The sequence below is a fragment of the Myxococcus sp. XM-1-1-1 genome, from assembly GCF_020037095.1.
Lineage (GTDB): Bacteria > Myxococcota > Myxococcia > Myxococcales > Myxococcaceae > Myxococcus > Myxococcus fulvus.
This window is the reverse complement of record NZ_JAIQDH010000002.1, coordinates 666,175-682,846: the sequence shown is the minus strand read 5'-3', so window position 1 is coordinate 682,846 and position 16,672 is coordinate 666,175. Positions and strand designations below refer to the sequence as shown.

Sequence of the window (16,672 nt, the reverse complement as noted above, 5' to 3'; positions counted from 1 at the left end):
TAGCACGGGATAAGAACGGTGCTCTATGCCTACCTGGGCCCTCTGGGTCGCCTGCCTGGCGCTGTGCTTCGTCAGGTCGCTGGTCGCCGCGGCCGAATCCGCGCTCTACGGAACGTCGGACCTGCGTGCACAGGAGCTGGCCGAGTCCCACAAGGGCGCGTCGAGCCGACGCGTGCTGCGCCACAAGACCGAGCGCGAGGCCACCGCCACCGCGCTGCGCCTGGGCACCCTGCTCAGCGGGTTCCTCGCCGCCGCCATCGGCGCGTTCGTCCCGCCGCGCATGCTGGATTTGACGCGCTACGGTGAGGCCGCGTGGCTGCCCGTCGCCACCGTGGCCGCGGGCGCGCTGTTCGTCGGCGTGCTGGCCAGCCTCATGGAGGTCACCATGCGTGGCCTCGCCAACGCGAACCCGGAGCGCTGGGCGCTGCGGCTGTCGGGCGTGGTGTCGCTGCTGGTGGCGGTGCTCTATCCGCCCATGCGCGTGGTGCTGGGCGTGCTCAACCTGATGGCGCGCACCTTCGGCCGCACGCTGCGCTTCGAGCCGCCGCCGCCGCCGCTCGAGGAGCTGGAGAAGCTGCTCGCCGCGCAGGCCGCGAAGAACGAGGTCGACAAGAGCGCGCCCCAGCTCATCCGCTCCATCTTCGAGCTGTCCGACAAGCGCTGCCGCGACGTCATGGTGCCGCGCACCGAGGTCGTCACCGTCGACAGCACCATCTCCTCCGAGGACCTGCTGCGGCTGCTCGCCGAGGAGAACCACTCGCGCATCCCCGTGTACCGGGACGACGTGGACCACATCATCGGCGTGCTGCACGCGCGCGACATCATCCCGCTCCTGCAGCACCCGGAGCTCATCGTCCTGCAGGACATCATCCGCCCCGCGCACTTCGTGCCGTGGATGAAGCCCATCGGCGACCTCCTGCGCGACATGCAGAAGCGGAAGATCCACATGGCCATCGTCGTGGACGAGTACGGCGGCTTCATGGGCGTCGTCACACTGGAGGACATCCTGCGTGAAATCGTCGGCGACATCGGCGACGAGTTCGAGGTGGAGGAGAAGCAGGTCGAGAAGATGGCGGACGGCAGCTTCATGGTGGACGCCGCCATGGAGGTGGACAGCTTCACCCAGGCGTTCGGCTTCCCGCTGCCCGAGGGCGACTTCGACACGCTGGGCGGCTACCTGTCGTCGCTCGCCGGCCACCTGCCGGACGTGGGCGAGCGCTTCACCTACAACGGCTGGCAGTTCGTCGTGGCCAACAAGGAAGGCGCTCGCATCGACCGCGTGCGCATGTCCCGGCTCAAGAGCGCCACGCCGGGCAAGGACACGCGCCCCAAGGAGCCTCGCTCCGAGGCCTCCGCGGCCAAGTCCTGAGCGTCACTCCGCCATGCCCTCCAGCGGGGGCACGTGCGTGAGCTTGCGCGAGCCCTGGGCCCGGAAGGACGCCCGCCGCTCCGTGCCGCCGAAGCGCAGCACCACCCCGCCGCGCAGCCGCACCGGCACTGCCCCCGTCACCGGCACGACGCGCTCGGCGGCCAGCGGGAAGAGCACGCGCAGGGGCACCTCGCCCTGGGGCGCCAGCGCCGCGTCCACGTGCTGCTGGCCGGTGGCCACGCGCCGTCCGTCCACCCACAGCTCGAAGTCCACCGCGGTGAGCGTCGCCGGGTCCGACGCGGGGTTCCTCACCTGGAGCCCGACATCGAGCAGGCCCGAGCCGTCCGCCTGGAAGTCCACGTCCAGCGACTCGACGCGCACCGCCTCGTCGTAGGCGCGCGGCTTGAGGGGCACCGCGCCCAGGCAGCCCGGGCCGACGAGCGCCGCCCATGCCCCGAGGACGAGGAGCCGCGCGCGCATCAGCCGCCCAACAGGGGCTGGAGCGCCTCCACCGTGAGGGGCCAGCCCGCCCGACGGGCCAGCGCCTCCAGCGCCTTGATGAACTCCGCCGCCGACTGGAAGCGCCGCGCCCGGTCCGCGAAGAGCGCCTTGCGCACCACCAGCCCCGCGTAGTCCGGCAGGTCCGACGTCACCGAGGAGAGCAGCGGCACCCGCGCGTCGCGCACCTTGTGCATCAGGTCCGCCTCGTTGTCGCCCGAGTACAGCCGCCGGCTGGCGAACAGCTCCCACAGGATGATGCCCACGGCGAACAAGTCGGTGCGCGCGTCCACCGCCTGCCCCAGCACCTGCTCGGGGCTCATGTACGGCAGCGTGCCGCGCAGCGCGCCCGCGTCGCCGCGCATCATCCCCTCCACCTCCGCCACGCCGAAGTCCGTCAGCTTCACGTCGCCGTTGATGCCCAAGAGCACGTTGGCCGGGTTGAGGTCGCGGTGGACGATGGTGGCGCCGTTCTCCCCCACCTTCGCCCGGTGGATGTAGTCGAGCGCCTTGAGCAGGCACCACGCGATGTAGCACGCGGCCTCGGGCGGCATCGCCGCGCCGGCCTTGAGCAAGAGCTCCTGCATGTAGCCGAGCGTCCGGCCACTGACGAGCTCCTGCACCATGAGGTAGTCCGGCCCCGCCTTGAACAGGCGGAACGTCCGGACGATGTGCGCGTGTCGCAGGCGCACCGTCAGCTTCGCCTCGTCGACGAAGGCCTTCACGTAGGCCGTGTCGTTGCGGAACGACGGGTGCAACCGCTTGATGACAACTTCGTCAGGCTCGCCGGGCGAGCGCTGCGTCGTGGACCGGGCTCGCGCCTGGTACACCTCCGCCATGCCGCCAACGGCCAGTCGGCCGACTACCTCGTAGCCACCCAGGTCCGGAGCATCCGCCACGACACAAGCCTACTGCGATTTTCCGCAGGCACCCACTATTCAGCCATCAAGGCTGAATACAGGGCCTCGTATCGCCGGGCGGAGACATCCCAGGAAAAGTCCTTCTCCATGCCCCGCCGCCGGAAATCCGCGAGCCGGGGCGGGTCCGCGTAGAGGGCCTGGGCCCGGCGGAAGGCGGCCAGGAGCGCCGACTTGTGGAAGGCCTCGAAGAGGATGCCGTTGCCGTCCAGCCCCCCCTCCACGGTGTCCACCAGCCCCCCGGTGGCCCGGACGATGGGAACGGTCCCGTAACGCAGCGAATACATCTGGTTCAGCCCACACGGCTCGTAGCGGCTGGGCATCAGGAAGAAGTCCGCGCCGGCCTCCACCAGATGTGACAGGGCCGGGTCGAAGCCCAGGTGCACGGACACCTGGCGCGGGAAGCGGGCCTGCAGGGCGCGCAGGCCCTCCTCCAGGGGGCCCTCGCCGCTGCCCACGCCCACGAAGCGGATGTCCGCCTGCAGCGCGGTGGGCAGCGCCTCCAGGAGCAGGTCCATGCCCTTCTGCCACGCCAGCCGGCTGACGATGGCGAACACGGGCGCGTCCCCCTCCGGCAGGCCGAAGCGCTGGAGCAGCTCCCGCTTGCACACCGCCTTGCCCTCCATCTCCCGAGGGCCGAAGCGCGCCGGCAGGTAGGGGTCCGTGACGGGGTTCCACTCGTGCACGTCCACGCCGTTGAGGATGCCGTGCAGCCGGTGGGCGCGGCGGCGCAAGAGCCCGTCCAGGCCGTAGCCCTGCTCGGGCGTCTGGATTTCGCGCGCGTACGTGGGCGACACGGTGGTGAGCGCGTCGGAGAACACCAGGCCCCCCTTGAGCAGGTTGACGGTGTCGTAGAACTCCAGCCCGCCCTCCGAGGTGAACAAATCCCACGGCAGCCCCAGGTCCGCCATCGCGTCCTTCTGGAACTGCCCCTGGTAGGCCAGGTTGTGGATGGTGAACACGCTCCTGGCGCGTGACAGCGACGTGGACTGGAAGCCGCGCCGCAGCGCCACCGGGACCAGCCCCGTCTGCCAGTCGTTCGCGTGGATGATGTCCGGCTGGAAGCCCACGCGCTGGGCCGCCTGGAGCGCGCCCACGGACAGGTATGCGAAGCGCCGCACGTTGTCGCCGAACTCACCCGCCGCGTCGCCGTACAGCCCGTGGCGGCCGCCGAAGAAGTGCTCGTTCTCCAGGAAGAGGACCTCCAGCCCCTCCGCCACGCGGGCGGAGAGGATGGGCCCGCCCACCTCGCCGAAGGGGAAGCGCAGTTGGAGCGACTGTCCGGTGGGCGCGAGTCGTCCGGCGTCGCGCAAGTCACGGTAGCGCGGGGTGACGACCTTGACGTCGTGCCCCAGCGAGGCGAGCGCGGCGGGCAGCGCGCCGGCCACGTCCCCCAGTCCCCCCGTCTTCGAGAAGGGCGCCACCTCCGAGGAGATGAAGAGAATCTTCATGTGACAACCATGACGGTTGCGCCGGATGAGTCAACCGTGAACGTGCGCCCACTGTCCGCGTCCCTTATGGTGCGCCCGTGCTGATACCTCCCGACCCCATCCAGCGCTTCGCGGACGTCTTCGAGCGCGCCAAGAAGGCCATCCCCGTGGACCCCAACGCGGTGGTGGTGGCCAGCGTCGGCGCCGACGGCCGCCCCAGCGCGCGCGTCGTCCTCCTCAAGGACTTCGATGCGCGCGGCTTCGTGTTCTTCACCAACCACGAGAGCCGCAAGGGGAAGGAGCTGCTCACCCACCCCTTCGCCGCGCTGTGCTTCTACTGGCAGCCCCTGGACGAGCAGGTCCGCGTGGAGGGCCGCGTGGAGGTGGTGTCCCCCGAGGAGGCGGACCAGTACTTCAGGAGCCGCGCGCGCGGCAGCCAGGTGGGCGCGTGGGCCAGCCTCCAGAGCCAGCGGCTGGGCTCGCGCGATGAATTGGAGTCGCGCGTGGAGGACGTGGAGAAGCGCTACGCGGGAGGGGACGTGCCGCGCCCGCCGCACTGGTCCGGCTTCCGCGTGGTGCCCGACCGCATCGAGTTCTGGCACGCCCAGCCCAGCCGGCTGCATGACCGGCACGTCTACCTGCGCGACGGCGACGCGTGGCGCACGCAGATGCTCTACCCGTAGCGACGCGGCCCCTCGTGCTACCAGGGCACCTCCGCGCCCTGGTAGTCGAAGAAGCGACCACTGTGCTCCGCGCGCAGCTCATCGATGACGTTGAGCATCCCTCGCACCGAGTCGCGTGGCGGCAAGGGCGCGTCCGGCCCGCCCATGTCCGTCTTCACCCAGCCGGGGTGCAGCAGCACGGGCACGATTCCCTGGGCACGCAAGTCATTGGACAGGTTGCGCACGCCCATGTTCAACGCGACCTTGGACATCCGATAGGCATAAGCGCCGCCGTCGCTGTTGGACGACAGCGAGCCCATGCGCGAGGTGACGTAGGCCACCTTGCGCGAGCGGCCCCGCAGGAGCCCCGGGAGCAGCGCGCTGGTGACACGCAGCGGCCCCAGCGCGTTGACGGCGAAGGTGCGCACCACGTCCGCGTAGTCCACGTCCGTCAGCGCGCACCACAACCCTGGCACGCCCGCGTTGTTGATGAGGACATCCACCGGCTCCAGCAGCACCTCGTCGGCGAAATCCCTGACACTCGCCTCGTCGGCCACGTCCAGCGCATGGACTCTCAAGCGCCCCGCACAGCCGTGTTTCAGCGGCTCCAGCCGCCGCCGCCCCTCCTCGGTGCGCACCCCGGCGTCGACGATGTCGCCGCGCTCGAGGAGCTGTTGGACGAACTCATACCCAATGCCCCTGCTCGCTCCGGTGATGACGTAGCGCATGCTCTTCATTAACGCGCCGAATGGATGTCCTTGGCAAAACACGGACGAATGACGCGAGTGAGTGCACGCTGGTCACCGGAAAATTTGATTCAGGAGAGACAACCCATGACTGTCGCCGTCGTAGGAGGTGGGATTTCAGGTCTGGTCGTCGCCTGGCGATTGCGCTCCCGCGGTAGGGATGCCGTTCTCCTGGAGACAACCCCCCGGCTCGGTGGCGCGGTGGGCACGCGCGCGCAGCAGGGCTTCCTCCTGGAGACGGGCCCCAACAGCTTCCTGGACCGCGAGCCCGCCATGAGAGAACTGGCATCCGCGCTCAATCTGGAACACAGGATTCGCGCGGCGGATGGGGCGGCGAAGCGGCGGTATGTCTACACGCGGGGGAAGCTGCGCTCGGTGCCCGCATCGCCGCCGGCGTTCCTGAAGTCGGACATCCTCCCCTTCGGCGCGAAGCTGCGGGTGATGGGGGAGCTGTTCAGCGGCCGCGCGGCGGCTGGTGTGGACGAATCCCTGGCGGACTTCGGGCGCCGGCATCTGGGGCCCACGGCGACGCGGGTGCTGCTGGACGCGGTGCAGACGGGCATCTTCGCGGGCGACGTGGAGAAGCTGAGCGTGGGCGCCACGTTCCCGCAGCTCGTGAAGCTGGAGCGCGAGCACAGAAGCCTCCTGCTCGGCGCCATCCACGCCCAGAAGGCCCAGGCGAAGGCGCAGAAGGCCCTGCCCGCGGGCAGCACCGCGCCGAAGCTGAGCGGCGCGCTGAGCACCTTCGAGGGCGGGCTCGGCACGCTCATCGACGCCCTGGGCACGGCGCTCGGGGACGCGGCGCACACCGGTGCCACGGTGGAGGGCCTGACGCGGGGAGACGACGGCTGGCGGCTCGCGGTGAGCGAGCGGGGACAGCGCTCGGAGCTGAAGGCGTCCCACGTGGTGCTGGCCGCGCCCGCATACGTGACGCGGGGCCTCCTGGAGCCGCTGGACGCGGAGCTGGCTTCTCGCGTGGGCGGCATCGACTACGCGCCCATCGCCGTGGTGCACCTGGGCTTCGACGCGGGGACGACGCCCGCGCCGGACGGCTTCGGCTTCCTGGTGCCGCCGATGGAGAAGCGCCGGCTGCTCGGCGCCATCCACGCGTCCACCGTGTTCCCCTTCCGCGTGGAGGCGGGCCGGGTGCTGTACACGTGCATGGTGGGCGGCGCGACGCGGCCGGACCTGGTGGCGCTGGACGAGGCCGCGCTGGTGGCGCTGGCGCGCGAGGAGCTGCGGGCGCTCGCGGGCGTCACCGCCACGCCGACGCTCACCGAGGTCTTCCGCTGGAAGCGGGGCATCCCCCAGTACAACGTGGGCCACCTGGAGCGGATGGACGGCGTGGACCGGGCGCTCACGCGCCTGCCCGGGCTGCACCTGGCGGGGAACGCCTACAAGGGCGTGGGCCTCAACGACTGCATCCGCAACGGGCTTTCGCTCGCGGACGCGCTGGTGGACGCGGGGGCCTGAAAGCGACGGCTCGGCCCCGGGCGGCGACCGTCCGGCGCCACCGGGTCAGTGGGGCACGAGGGGCACGTCAGACTGGGCATGCATGCTGCGCAGCCTCCGGAGACCCCCATGCCCCCCACCCTCCTCGTCGCCGCCGCCATCGTCCTGTTCCCCGTCGTCCTCGCCGGAAGCATCCTCGTCGACGCGCTCGAGCTCGACGTGGACAAGGCCCCCGAGCAGTGACGCCTCCGACGGTGTAGGCTCCGCCGGGCGCATGTCGGAGAAGCCCGAAGGGTCCATCGTCCGCGCCACCCTGCGGGCCCTCGCGGAGCCCCGCAGGCTGGTGCCCATCCTCCTCGTCTGCGCCCCGCTCGTCGCCGCGCAGGTGAGCTTCAGCCGCGAGCCGCTCGCCCCGCACCTGGGCGTGCTCATGTGCCTGGTCTTCGTGGGCGTGGCCCCCGTCACCTACCGGGTCCTCTTCCCCAGCGGGCTGGATTTGAGCCACGGCGGCGTGCGCGTGCTGATGTACGGCACGCTGGGCAGCGGCGTGGTGCTGATGATGGGCATCGTGCTGCCCAAGCTCCTGGACATGGGGCCCACGTTCCTCACCCAGCGCACCAACCTCATGGTGTGCAACGCGCTGTTCCTCGTCGGCGGCTGGGGGCTGGGGCGGGACATCGGCTTCGAGGAGTCCCTGGCCAAGGAGCGCGCCCGCGCGGCCCGCTTCGCGCTGGAGGCGGAGCAGGCGCAGCTGCTCGCGCTGCGCAGCCACCTGGACCCGCACTTCCTCTTCAACACGCTCAACGCCATCGCCGAGTGGTGCCGCGAGGACGGCGCGGTGGCGGAGGCCGCGGTGCTCAGGCTGTCCACCATGCTTCGCTCGGTGCTCGCCGGCGTGCGCAAGGCGACCTGGCCCCTCTCCGAGGAGCTGGCGCTGATGCGCACCCTCTTCGACCTCCACCTGCTCAGGGACCCGGAGCTGTTCCAGCTCGCGGTGGACATCCGCCCCGGCGCCGAGGACGTGCCCGTGCCGCCGCTGGTGCTGCTGCCGCTCGCGGAGAACGCGGTGAAGCACGGCCCCGCCGCGGGCCACCGGGGCCGGCTGTCGCTGGAGGTGCAGGTGCGCGACGGCCAGGTGGCGGTGGCCATCGAGAACCCCGGCGCCTCCCGGGGGCCGCGCGAGGGCAGCGCGGGCCTGCCCACCGTGGAGCGCAGGCTCGCGCTGGCCTATGGCGAACAGGCGCGCCTGTCGCTCACCAGTGACGCGGAGCGCACCCGTGTCACCGTCACCCTGCCCCGCTCGGGCCCCCTGCCAGGAGTCATCACGTGAGCCCTCCCCTGCGTGTCCTCATCGCCGACGACGAGCTGCTCGCCCGCAAGCGCCTGTCGCGACTGTTGGGCGCGCTGCCCGACGTGCAGGTGTGCGGCGAGGCGGCGGACGGGGAGGCGGTGCTCGCCGCGGTGCGCGCGGGCGGCGTGGACGTGGTGCTGCTGGACATCCACATGCCCGGCCTCAGCGGCCTGGACGCGCTCGCGCTGCTGCCGGAAGACGGCCCTCGCGTGGTGCTCTGCACCGCGCACGCCGAGCACGCCGTGGACGCCTTCGAGCACGGCGCCGTGGACTACGTCTTGAAGCCCGTGGAGCCCGCGCGGCTGCAGAAGGCCCTGGAGCGCGTGCGCGCGAGAATCGGCGCGGAGCCCCGCGCCCGCGGGGACGGCGCCCCCACGGAGAAGCCGCCGCAGCAGGCCCGGGCGCTGGCGCGGCTGCCCATCCCCACGCGGCAGGGCATCGTCCTGGTGGACCCGGAGACCATCTCCCACGCGGCGCTGGATGACGAGCTGGTGACGGTGTTCACCGCGCAGGGCGAGTTCCTCACCGACTTCACGCTCAACGAGCTGGCGGAGAAGCTGCCCCAGGACCTGTTCCAACGGGTCCACCGCCGGGCGCTGCTCAACCTGCGCCACGTCGCCAGGCTGGAGCCCCTGGAGACGGGGGGCTACCTGGCGCGCACGTCCCGGGGCCACGCGGTGGAGGTCAGCCGCCAGTCCGCGCGCGAGCTGCGAAGGATGCTGGGTCTGCGCAAGGGCGCCGAGGACGAGGGCTGACCGCAAGTCCCCCTCGCGTGTCGCGGCGCGCCCAGCTCGCGCCGCACCTCACCTGCGACTACTGCACGCTCACCTCGACATCGACGAGCTGGCCGTTCTCCTCGCGCTGGAAGCGCACGTTGCCGTCCTCGGTCCACGCGGGCGAGGTGCCCTGTCCCAGGCTGTAGGCCGACGCGACGTTGTCCTGGGCGTCGAGCTTCATCACCCGCACCTCGGTGGTGGTCGTCGTCTGCGGCGCGAGGTAGACGATGATGCGGCGCTGGTTGGGCCCCCACTGCACGGGGGTGTTGCTCACCGGAGCCGGCACGTAGGCGGGGTCCGTGGCGAGCGACGTGCTCCGGTTCGTCACCTGCATCAGGTTCTTCCCGTTGGCCTTCACGCGCCAGAAGGACGCGAGCCCCGAGCGCAGCTTCGACTGGAACAGGATGCTCTTGCCGTCCGGCGTCCACGACGCGCTCTGGTCGTCATGGCCCGTCGTCAGCCGCTCCGTCTTGCCGTTGCTCGCCTTGTAGAGGTGGAGCTCCGCGCTGGTCACCGGCTGGCCCACGTTCCACGAGGAGGGCAGCTTCGAGAACACCACCTGGCTGCCGTCCGGCGACACCGACGGGGCGCTCGCGCGCTCGGCGATGAGCGTCGACTTGCCGTCCTTCACGCCGTACAGCTGCTGGCTCGGCGTGAGGTAGACGATGATGCGTCGGTCCGCGACGGCGCTCTGCGACTGCTCCGCCACGGTGGCGTCACCGCCGGAGGATGCGGCCTCCATGTCCGCGCCACCGCAAGCGGTCAGCGCCAGAGAAGAAGCCATCCACATCACGAGTGTCCCGCGACGAGCGATGCTTCGGACTTCATTCGGATGCATACGGTCCTCTGTGTGAAAATTTCCGCTGCCGAGTACGAATACTGACAAAGGAGTCTGACCCGCACTCACGGGTATTTCACGTCAGACTGCTGGAACAATCCACCCAGTCTCAATTGACCCGCCGAGTACCCAACGCGCCTCTCGCACCGCGTCAGCGGTTGACGAACAGCGCCGGGATGCGCGCCGCGTCGTCGCCCAGCACTTCCGAGAGGAGCTGGTGGGCAGGGGTGGGAAGCGTGGTGCCGGCGCGTGCACAGCGGGAAGCCTCGTCCAATGTGCGCATGGGCACGTCGCAGTAGGACTCGCGCCAGTGGACGGAGAGGGACTCGGCGAAGCGGCGGGCCATCAGCTCCACGCGCTGCTCCAGCCAGCCCTCGGGCGAGGTGAAGCTGGCGCGGCGCGGGCGAATCTCACCGGGCTCGAAGTGGACGTCGTGCTCCAGCGAGGACTCGGACAGGTGGTCCTGGAGCACCGTCGCCAGCGGGGCCCGACGCGCGTCCAGCACCCCCGAGGAGGACAGCGTGAGCTGGTGCTCCACCGACAGGCGCAGGGCGTGGTACTCGAAGGTGCGCGCCACATCCCTGTAGCGCGTGACGGGCACGGTGAAGTTGCGCGTGTACGTGCGCACCTTGGTCACCTTGCGCGTCTGCGTCTTGCCGTCCTTGTCGGTGTACGTCTCGTCCGCCTCGAACGGCTCCTCGATGGTCTCCTTGCGCTCCTCGTGGTCGGTGTAGGGGACGCGCTCCGTGTACGGCGCCGTCATGGCCACGTTCTCGCTGCCGCGGCGCGTGTCGAAGCGGCCGGCGAGCAAGAGCTCCGGCTGGGGCTTCGCGGCGGGCGAGTACCAGGGCGACAGCTCGTAGGCGCGCGCGAGCCGCGAGCGCAGGAGCGCCATGCGCGCGGAGTCGAGGCCCGACACCTGGCCCTCCCACGTGGGCACGCCGGTGAGCTCGGGGGCCGGAGCGGGCTCGGGGGCGGGCTCGCGCCAGTGGCGGCAGTAGCGCGACACCACCTCGCGCCAGTGCGCGCCGGTGTCGGACGTCACGGCCTTGAGGCGCCCGCAGGTGTCCTTGCCGCTCTGGAGCACGGAGGACTCCATCTCGCGCTGGATGCCGACCATCTCCTTGTGCGCGAGCAGCGGGCGCTTGCGGATGAGCGCCTCCTCCGCCGTCAGCGCGTGGCCCTGGCTCGCGGGCGCGACGATGACGGCGCGCAGGTGCCGGTGCGTGCCCTCCATCTCCTCCAGGAGCGAGCTCTCCAGGCCGCCGCTGAGCTTCGCGTTCCACTGCACGCGCCGGTCGAGGAAGCGCAACAGGTCGTCCTCGGCCTTCTCGTCGATGCCGTCCAACCGGAAGCGCCGCGCGTTGCCGAGCAGCTGGCTGAGCGCCTTGCCGCGCAGGCCATCGCGCTCGATGACCAGGGACTTGTCGTGCGGGTCCTTGGCGACGAGGTCGTCATAGAGGCTGGCGGCCTCGACGAACTGGCCGTTGCGCGCCAGCTCGTCGGCGCGACCTCGCAGGGTGGAGCAGGCACTTCCCAAAAGAGCGAGCAGCAACAGCGGAGGAAGGAGTCGGGACATGGGCGCGAAGAGCAGGACCTCTGCCGCTGACGTGGCGGGCGCCCGGATATTCGCCCCAGCCGCGCCCGGCTCGCAACGACGGGGGTCCTCCCGAGGCCGCCCGCCCGCCCGCGCCTACTCCACCGGCCAGTCGTGCACGGGCGCCCCCGAGGCCGTCAGCTCCAGGTAGCGCTCCAGCATCGCCGCCAGGGCGTCCCTGCGGGGCATGCCCGCCTCCAACCGCGTGAGCACCTGCCGCTGCCAGCGCGCCCCCGTCCTGCGCGTGTCCACCCGGCGGGAGATGACCTCCATCATCCGGTCCGCCTCCTGTGCCTCCACGCCCGCGGACACCAGCCCGCGGTGCGCCACGGGGATGAGCCTGCGCACCAGGTCCACCACGGGCACCACGCGGGGGCTCGGCGCGGACTCACCCGGCCACAGCAGCTCCGCGTCCAGCCCCTTGCGCGAGGCGCGGATGAAGTTGCCCGCGGCGTGCGCGAAGGGCAGCGCGGGCAGCAGCGCGTCGATGCGCTCGGCGAGCCCCAGCGTCAGGCCCAGGAGGAACGCGCCGTTGGCCACCATGTCCACCACGGAGGGCCCCGCGGGCAGCGCGCGCAGCTCGATGCGCAGGTGCCCCGCGTCCTTCGGGTCATAGACGGCCCGGTTCCAGGACCACACGGTGCCCTGGTGCAGCCGCAGCTCCTCCAGCCCCGGCGGACGGCCCGAGGCCGCGTGCTCCAGCGGGGACTCGTGCCCCACCACGGGCAACAGCGGCGCGTGCAGCGCGACCGACTCGGCGAACAGCTCGTAGGCGCCCTCGCGCACCCAGCCGTGGCCGAACGTCACGCGCCCGTGGGGCTGGAAGCCGCCCTCGCCCGGCTCGCCCCGGTCATCCACGGACTGACGGAACAGCGCCACGCGTGTCTCGTCCCAGAGCTTGCGCCCCAGGAACAGCGGCGAGTTGGCGCTGATGGCCAAGGCGGGCGCGGTGGCCAGCTGCGCGGCGTTGTACAGGCGCGCGAAGTCGGCGGGCGTCACGCGCAGGTGGAACTGGAGGGACGTGTTCGCGCCCTCGAGCGTCGTGTCGTCCCAGGCGAGCGTCAGCGCCTCCTCGTCGCCCCGGATGGCGACCTCGATGGGCTTGCCTCGGCGCTGGCGGATGGCGTTGTTCAGCGCGCGGTAGCGCGGCTGGGCCGTCAGCGCGCCCTTGCCCAGGTCCGCCTCGCGCAGCGTGGGCAGGATTCCAATCACCGCCACCCGCGCGCCCTCGACCGCCGCCGCGCGCCGCACCTCCGCGAGCGCGTCCTCCAGCTCCGCCCGGAGCGCGGTGAAGGGCCGCCCCGCCAGCGGCCCCGGGCGCAGGTTGACCTCCAGGTTGAAGCGGTTCATCTCCAGCGTCACGCGCGGGTCCTTCGTGCGCGCGAGCACCTGCTGGTTCATCGGCAGCGGGAAGCCCCGGTCGTCCACGAGGAACAACTCCAGCTCCGCGCCAATCGTCGTCGGTCCTTCGCCGAAGCCGGGCCTGGCGAGGACGACGCGCAGCGCCTCCAGGCTCTCGTCGAGCCTGCGCGAGAAGCGCTCGAAGTCCTCCGGACCGAACTGCTCCTGCTGGATGGAGAGCCCCATGCGCGGACAACCTGTGCACGGTCGCCCGCACCGGCAGCACTCGCCAGGGGCTCGCCGGCCCGGCCGCCGGGACTGCCTCGGGCCGTCCGCTCCGGAGGCACGCCCGTCTTTCACCCCGGGGCACCCGGGTGACGAGGGGCCCGGGTGTGTTATCTGGCGTCCTGGCCATGCCGTCCGACACGCCCACCAACCTCTACGACCTGACGCGGCCCGCGCTCGGCGCGCTGCTGTCCGACTGGGGCTACCGGCCCCACCACCGCGACGTGCTCTGGTCCGGCCTGTACCGACAGCAGGCCCGGGCGCTGGACGAGGTGGAGGGGCTGCGCGCGGACCTGCGCGAGGCCCTGCGCGAGCGCGCGCGGCTGGGACAGCTCACCACGCACCACGAGGCGTTCAGCTCCGACGGCCACACCCACAAGCTGCTCATGAAGCTGGAGGACGGACAGACGATTGAGACCGTCCTCATGCGCTTCAAGGGCCGCGCGACGGTGTGCATCAGCACTCAGGCAGGGTGCGCCATGGGCTGTGTCTTCTGCGCCACGGGGCAGATGGGCCTGTCGCGTCACCTGACGCCCGGCGAAATCGTGGGGCAGATTCTCCACGTGCAGCGCATCCTCCGCGAGTCGGGCGAGACGCTGCGCAACGTCGTGCTCATGGGCATGGGCGAGCCGTTGCACAACTACGACAACACCCTGGCCGCGGTGGATGTCCTGGTGGACCCGCTGGGCCTGGCCCTGGCGCCGCGCTTCATCACGCTGAGCACGGTGGGCGTGGTGCCGGGCATCCGTCGACTCGCGGACGAGGACCGGCCGGTGCAGCTGGCGGTGAGCCTGCACGGCGCGACGGACGCGGAGCGCGCGGCGCTGGTGCCCGCGGGGCGACGCTGGCCGCTGGCGGAGCTGATGGACGCGTGCCGCTACTACATCGCCCGACGCAAGCGCCGCATCTTCTTCGAGTGGACGCTCATCGAGGGCCGCAACGACACGGTGGAGCACGCCCACACACTGGGCGCGCTGTTGGGTGACATGGACGCGCACGTCAACGTCATCCCCCTCAACCCCACGGTGGGCTACGACGGCGGGCCGAGCCGACCCGAGTCGGTGCGCACCTTCCAGGACGTGCTGATGTCGCACGGTGTCCCCAGCACCGTGCGTCAACGCCGGGGCATCGACATCGACGCGGGCTGCGGTCAGCTCAAGTCCGCCGTGGAGCGACGCTCGCGCCGTTCACTTCCCACCAGCCCGTGACGCGCTCGCGCGCGCATGTCAGCCGCGCCCGTTAACGTCGCGCCGCCGGAGGCCTTGTGCCGAGCTCCGGACCCACACCCTCATCTTGTGTCGCTGGAGGACACCCGCGAGGTTTCCGCGGGGGGGCTCTTGCACGCTCCATGGCCGTGGGCACATTCTTTCCATCGGCTTCCCCGGGGAGGTGGGCGATGCTTTCCATCCAGGAGCATTCGACGACGGAAGAAGCGAGCAGCGACTTGCTCGACTTCATCCTCCAGCCGTCCAACTGGCTCTCGGCCGCGCGCCGGGAGACGGACCCTGCCGTATGGCCGGGTCAGAACACGCTCTACCAGCGCCGGGTGGGCCCGCTGCGCATCAGCGCGTGCGTGGAGGTCTCCGCGGGGCTGGAGGTGCTGCTGCACATCGCCTTCCGCGCGCCGGGGCTCACGCCCGTGAAGGCGGCGGACCAGTTGGAGAGCTTCCTCAAGGAGCGGCTGCCGCTCACGCCCAACTCCGAGTGGCAGGTGGAGGTGGACGAGCGCCGGTGGATCCACTTCTCCCGGCGCTACGCGGCCTCGCACCTCACGGCGTGAGGCTGTCCAGCCGGTGATGGCGCAGGGGCTGCGCCACGTTCTTCACCGGCGTCTCGGTGAGCGCGCCGAAGCGCAGGCCCTGGATGAAGGGCTCGGTGGAGTCCACCAGCACGTCCCGGGCGCTCGCCATGACGAGCGTCTCGCGGAAGCCCGCCAGTGACTGCAGGCGCGCCGCCTGGTTCATGCCGCTGGAGAAGGCGGTGTACTGACGGTTGGGGCCGAAGAGGCCGCAGTTGACGTGGGCCAGGTTGACGCCCACGGCCACGCCCAGACCGGGGAGCTTTACGCGCTCGCACAGCGCGGCCACTTCCTCGCGGGCTCCGAGCCTCGCGGTGAGCGACTGGATGTCACACGCGGCCCGAACGGCGGCCTCGGCGCGCTCCCTGCGGCTGGACTTGAAGAAGGGCGGGCCGAACAGGCCGATGACGCAGTCGCCGACCATCTTGTCGAACACGCCGCCGTGCTCCCAGATGCAGTCCACGGCGCGCGCGCTCCACTCGTCCACGAAGCGGCCGATGTTGCGCGGGCTGTCGAAGCCGTGCTCGCAGATGCGCGTGAAGCCGTTGATGTCCGCGAAGAGGATTCCCACCTCCTGGTCCTGCGCGCGCAGGTGCTGCGCGTAGTTGGGGTCCTGCAGGAGCGCGTCGATGATGCTGGTGGGGAAGAACTGCGACAGGTGGATGCGCTCGCGGTTGTAGTCGAGCAGGCGCTGGCTGAGCGTGGAGGCCAGCACGCGCAAGAGGTCCATCGTGTACGCGGAGAAGCCCTCGTCGCAGGCGACGGCGATCTTCCCCAGGGGCTCGCTGGAGGCCGAGCCGGAGATGAGCACCGCCTCGGTGGTGCGGCCAGGGAGCAGCTGGCGCAGCGCGGAGACCTCCTCGGACAGCAGGCGGTGGCCGTGCTGGCGCAGGGCGCGCTCCACGTCCTGGCTGGGCTGCTCGCCGCTCTCGAACTCCAGGTGGCCGTTGCGGTACAGGCGGTAGTGGAGCACCTGGGGGCGCACGGCGTCGCGGTAGAGCAGGAGGAAGGAGGGCACGCGCACGCGCTGGGCCAGCGTGAGCACCGCCTGGTCCATGCCCACCTCGAACACGGGGTTGGCCAGGTGCGCGTTGCACTGGATGATGAGCTGGTGCTTCTCCGACGCGGTGTGGACCAGGCACAGCACGGTGTCGAGCTGCTCGGCGATGGTGTCGAGCAGGCGCAGGGCGCGGGCCGAGGCCTCCGGTGACGTGTGGTCTCCGGAGAAGAGCAGGCCGAAGGAGCCCACGGGGTCTCCGGCGACGTCGAGCGGCTGGGTGACGAGCGTCGCGTCTCCGATTCGCTGGGGTCCGGGGGCGCCGTCGAGCAGCGGGCCGGGGAAGTCTCCGCCCCAGTCGCCCTCCTGCCAGGTGCGGGTGCGCAGGTCCTCGTCGCGCGTGGTCAGCGCCACGGCGCGGGCGCCGGTGAGCGCGAGGATGGGCGGGAAGCAGCGGCGGAAGGTCTGCGTGAGGTTCTCACGCGCGCGGAGGCTCTCCTCGAGGAGGTCATCCACCGCGCGGTGGAGCGCGCGCAGCGTCTTGTATTCCTCGAGGCTCAGGTCCGTGGCCAGCGGATGCGTCATGAGGCGGGTTCTACCGCCGAGGACGCGGCG

General features: G+C 71.2%; 15 protein-coding genes. 7 read left to right on the top strand and 8 right to left on the bottom strand.

What is annotated here, in order from left to right; translation table 11 throughout:
• The first annotated feature begins 25 nt into the window (after positions 1-25).
• Complete coding sequence (locus tag K8640_RS06855) at positions 26-1,369, top strand: hemolysin family protein (protein ID WP_223746327.1); 1,344 nt, start codon at positions 26-28, stop codon at positions 1,367-1,369.
• A 3-nt stretch (positions 1,370-1,372) separates the two neighbouring features.
• Here the strand turns inward: K8640_RS06855 and K8640_RS06850 are convergent, their stop codons facing one another.
• The 3 genes from K8640_RS06850 to glgA are packed head-to-tail and all read right to left on the bottom strand — an operon-like array spanning position 1,373 to position 4,235.
• Positions 1,373-1,849 (bottom strand): LEA type 2 family protein, encoded by a 477-nt coding sequence (locus K8640_RS06850; RefSeq protein ID WP_223746326.1) that lies wholly within the window; start codon positions 1,847-1,849, stop codon positions 1,373-1,375.
• Positions 1,849-2,766 (bottom strand): serine/threonine-protein kinase, encoded by a 918-nt coding sequence (locus K8640_RS06845; RefSeq protein ID WP_046711397.1) that lies wholly within the window; start codon positions 2,764-2,766, stop codon positions 1,849-1,851. Before K8640_RS06845 ends, K8640_RS06850 begins: the two co-directional genes overlap by 1 nt.
• A gap of 35 nt (positions 2,767-2,801) precedes the next feature.
• Positions 2,802-4,235, bottom strand: a complete 1,434-nt coding sequence (gene glgA / locus K8640_RS06840) for a glycogen synthase GlgA (protein WP_223746325.1) — start codon at positions 4,233-4,235, stop codon at positions 2,802-2,804.
• A gap of 77 nt (positions 4,236-4,312) precedes the next feature.
• Between glgA and pdxH the strand changes: the two genes are divergently transcribed.
• Positions 4,313-4,897, top strand: coding sequence for a pyridoxamine 5'-phosphate oxidase (pdxH, locus tag K8640_RS06835; RefSeq protein WP_223746324.1), 585 nt, complete (start codon positions 4,313-4,315; stop codon positions 4,895-4,897).
• A 17-nt stretch (positions 4,898-4,914) separates the two neighbouring features.
• Here pdxH and K8640_RS06830 read toward each other — a convergent pair whose 3' ends face one another.
• Positions 4,915-5,613 carry an SDR family oxidoreductase gene (locus K8640_RS06830; RefSeq protein WP_223746323.1) on the bottom strand — a complete coding sequence of 233 codons (699 nt, stop codon included), beginning with the start codon at positions 5,611-5,613 and terminating at the stop codon, positions 4,915-4,917.
• 96 nt (positions 5,614-5,709) lie between these two features.
• Here K8640_RS06830 and hemG point away from each other — a divergent pair, with 96 nt between their 5' ends.
• The 3 genes from hemG (at position 5,710) to K8640_RS06815 (ending at position 9,180) form a co-directional block, all read left to right on the top strand.
• A complete protein-coding gene (hemG, locus tag K8640_RS06825; protein ID WP_223746322.1) occupies positions 5,710-7,095 on the top strand; it encodes a protoporphyrinogen oxidase in 1,386 nt (461 codons plus the stop codon).
• Between the two features lie 253 nt (positions 7,096-7,348).
• On the top strand, positions 7,349-8,404 hold the full coding sequence (locus K8640_RS06820; protein WP_141324242.1) for a sensor histidine kinase: 1,056 nt from the start codon (positions 7,349-7,351) through the stop codon (positions 8,402-8,404).
• Positions 8,401-9,180 carry a LytTR family DNA-binding domain-containing protein gene (locus K8640_RS06815; RefSeq protein ID WP_223746321.1) on the top strand — a complete coding sequence of 260 codons (780 nt, stop codon included), beginning with the start codon at positions 8,401-8,403 and terminating at the stop codon, positions 9,178-9,180. The genes K8640_RS06820 and K8640_RS06815 overlap by 4 nt, the downstream gene beginning before the upstream one ends.
• Positions 9,181-9,238: 58 nt before the next feature.
• Here the strand turns inward: K8640_RS06815 and K8640_RS06810 are convergent, their stop codons facing one another.
• The 3 genes from K8640_RS06810 to K8640_RS06800 all read right to left on the bottom strand — a co-directional run bounded on the left by K8640_RS06810 (position 9,239) and on the right by K8640_RS06800 (position 13,223).
• Positions 9,239-9,985, bottom strand: a complete 747-nt coding sequence (locus K8640_RS06810; protein WP_223746320.1) for a hypothetical protein — start codon at positions 9,983-9,985, stop codon at positions 9,239-9,241.
• A gap of 205 nt (positions 9,986-10,190) precedes the next feature.
• Complete coding sequence (locus K8640_RS06805) at positions 10,191-11,618, bottom strand: hypothetical protein (protein ID WP_223746319.1); 1,428 nt, start codon at positions 11,616-11,618, stop codon at positions 10,191-10,193.
• Positions 11,619-11,732: 114 nt separating this feature from the next.
• Positions 11,733-13,223 carry a glutamate--cysteine ligase gene (locus K8640_RS06800; RefSeq protein ID WP_223746318.1) on the bottom strand — a complete coding sequence of 497 codons (1,491 nt, stop codon included), beginning with the start codon at positions 13,221-13,223 and terminating at the stop codon, positions 11,733-11,735.
• Positions 13,224-13,390: 167 nt separating this feature from the next.
• Between K8640_RS06800 and rlmN the strand changes: the two genes are divergently transcribed.
• Both rlmN and K8640_RS06790 read left to right on the top strand, forming a co-directional pair.
• Positions 13,391-14,470 carry a 23S rRNA (adenine(2503)-C(2))-methyltransferase RlmN gene (gene rlmN, locus K8640_RS06795; protein WP_223746478.1) on the top strand — a complete coding sequence of 360 codons (1,080 nt, stop codon included), beginning with the start codon at positions 13,391-13,393 and terminating at the stop codon, positions 14,468-14,470.
• Between the two features lie 188 nt (positions 14,471-14,658).
• Positions 14,659-15,042: a hypothetical protein gene (locus K8640_RS06790; RefSeq protein ID WP_046711388.1), complete on the top strand. Its 384-nt coding sequence runs from the start codon at positions 14,659-14,661 to the stop codon at positions 15,040-15,042.
• Here K8640_RS06790 and K8640_RS06785 read toward each other — a convergent pair.
• Positions 15,032-16,642, bottom strand: coding sequence for an adenylate/guanylate cyclase domain-containing protein (locus K8640_RS06785; protein ID WP_223746317.1), 1,611 nt, complete (start codon positions 16,640-16,642; stop codon positions 15,032-15,034). The two genes, K8640_RS06790 and K8640_RS06785, sit on opposite strands and share 11 nt — an antisense overlap.
• Between the last annotated feature and the right edge of the window lie 30 nt (positions 16,643-16,672).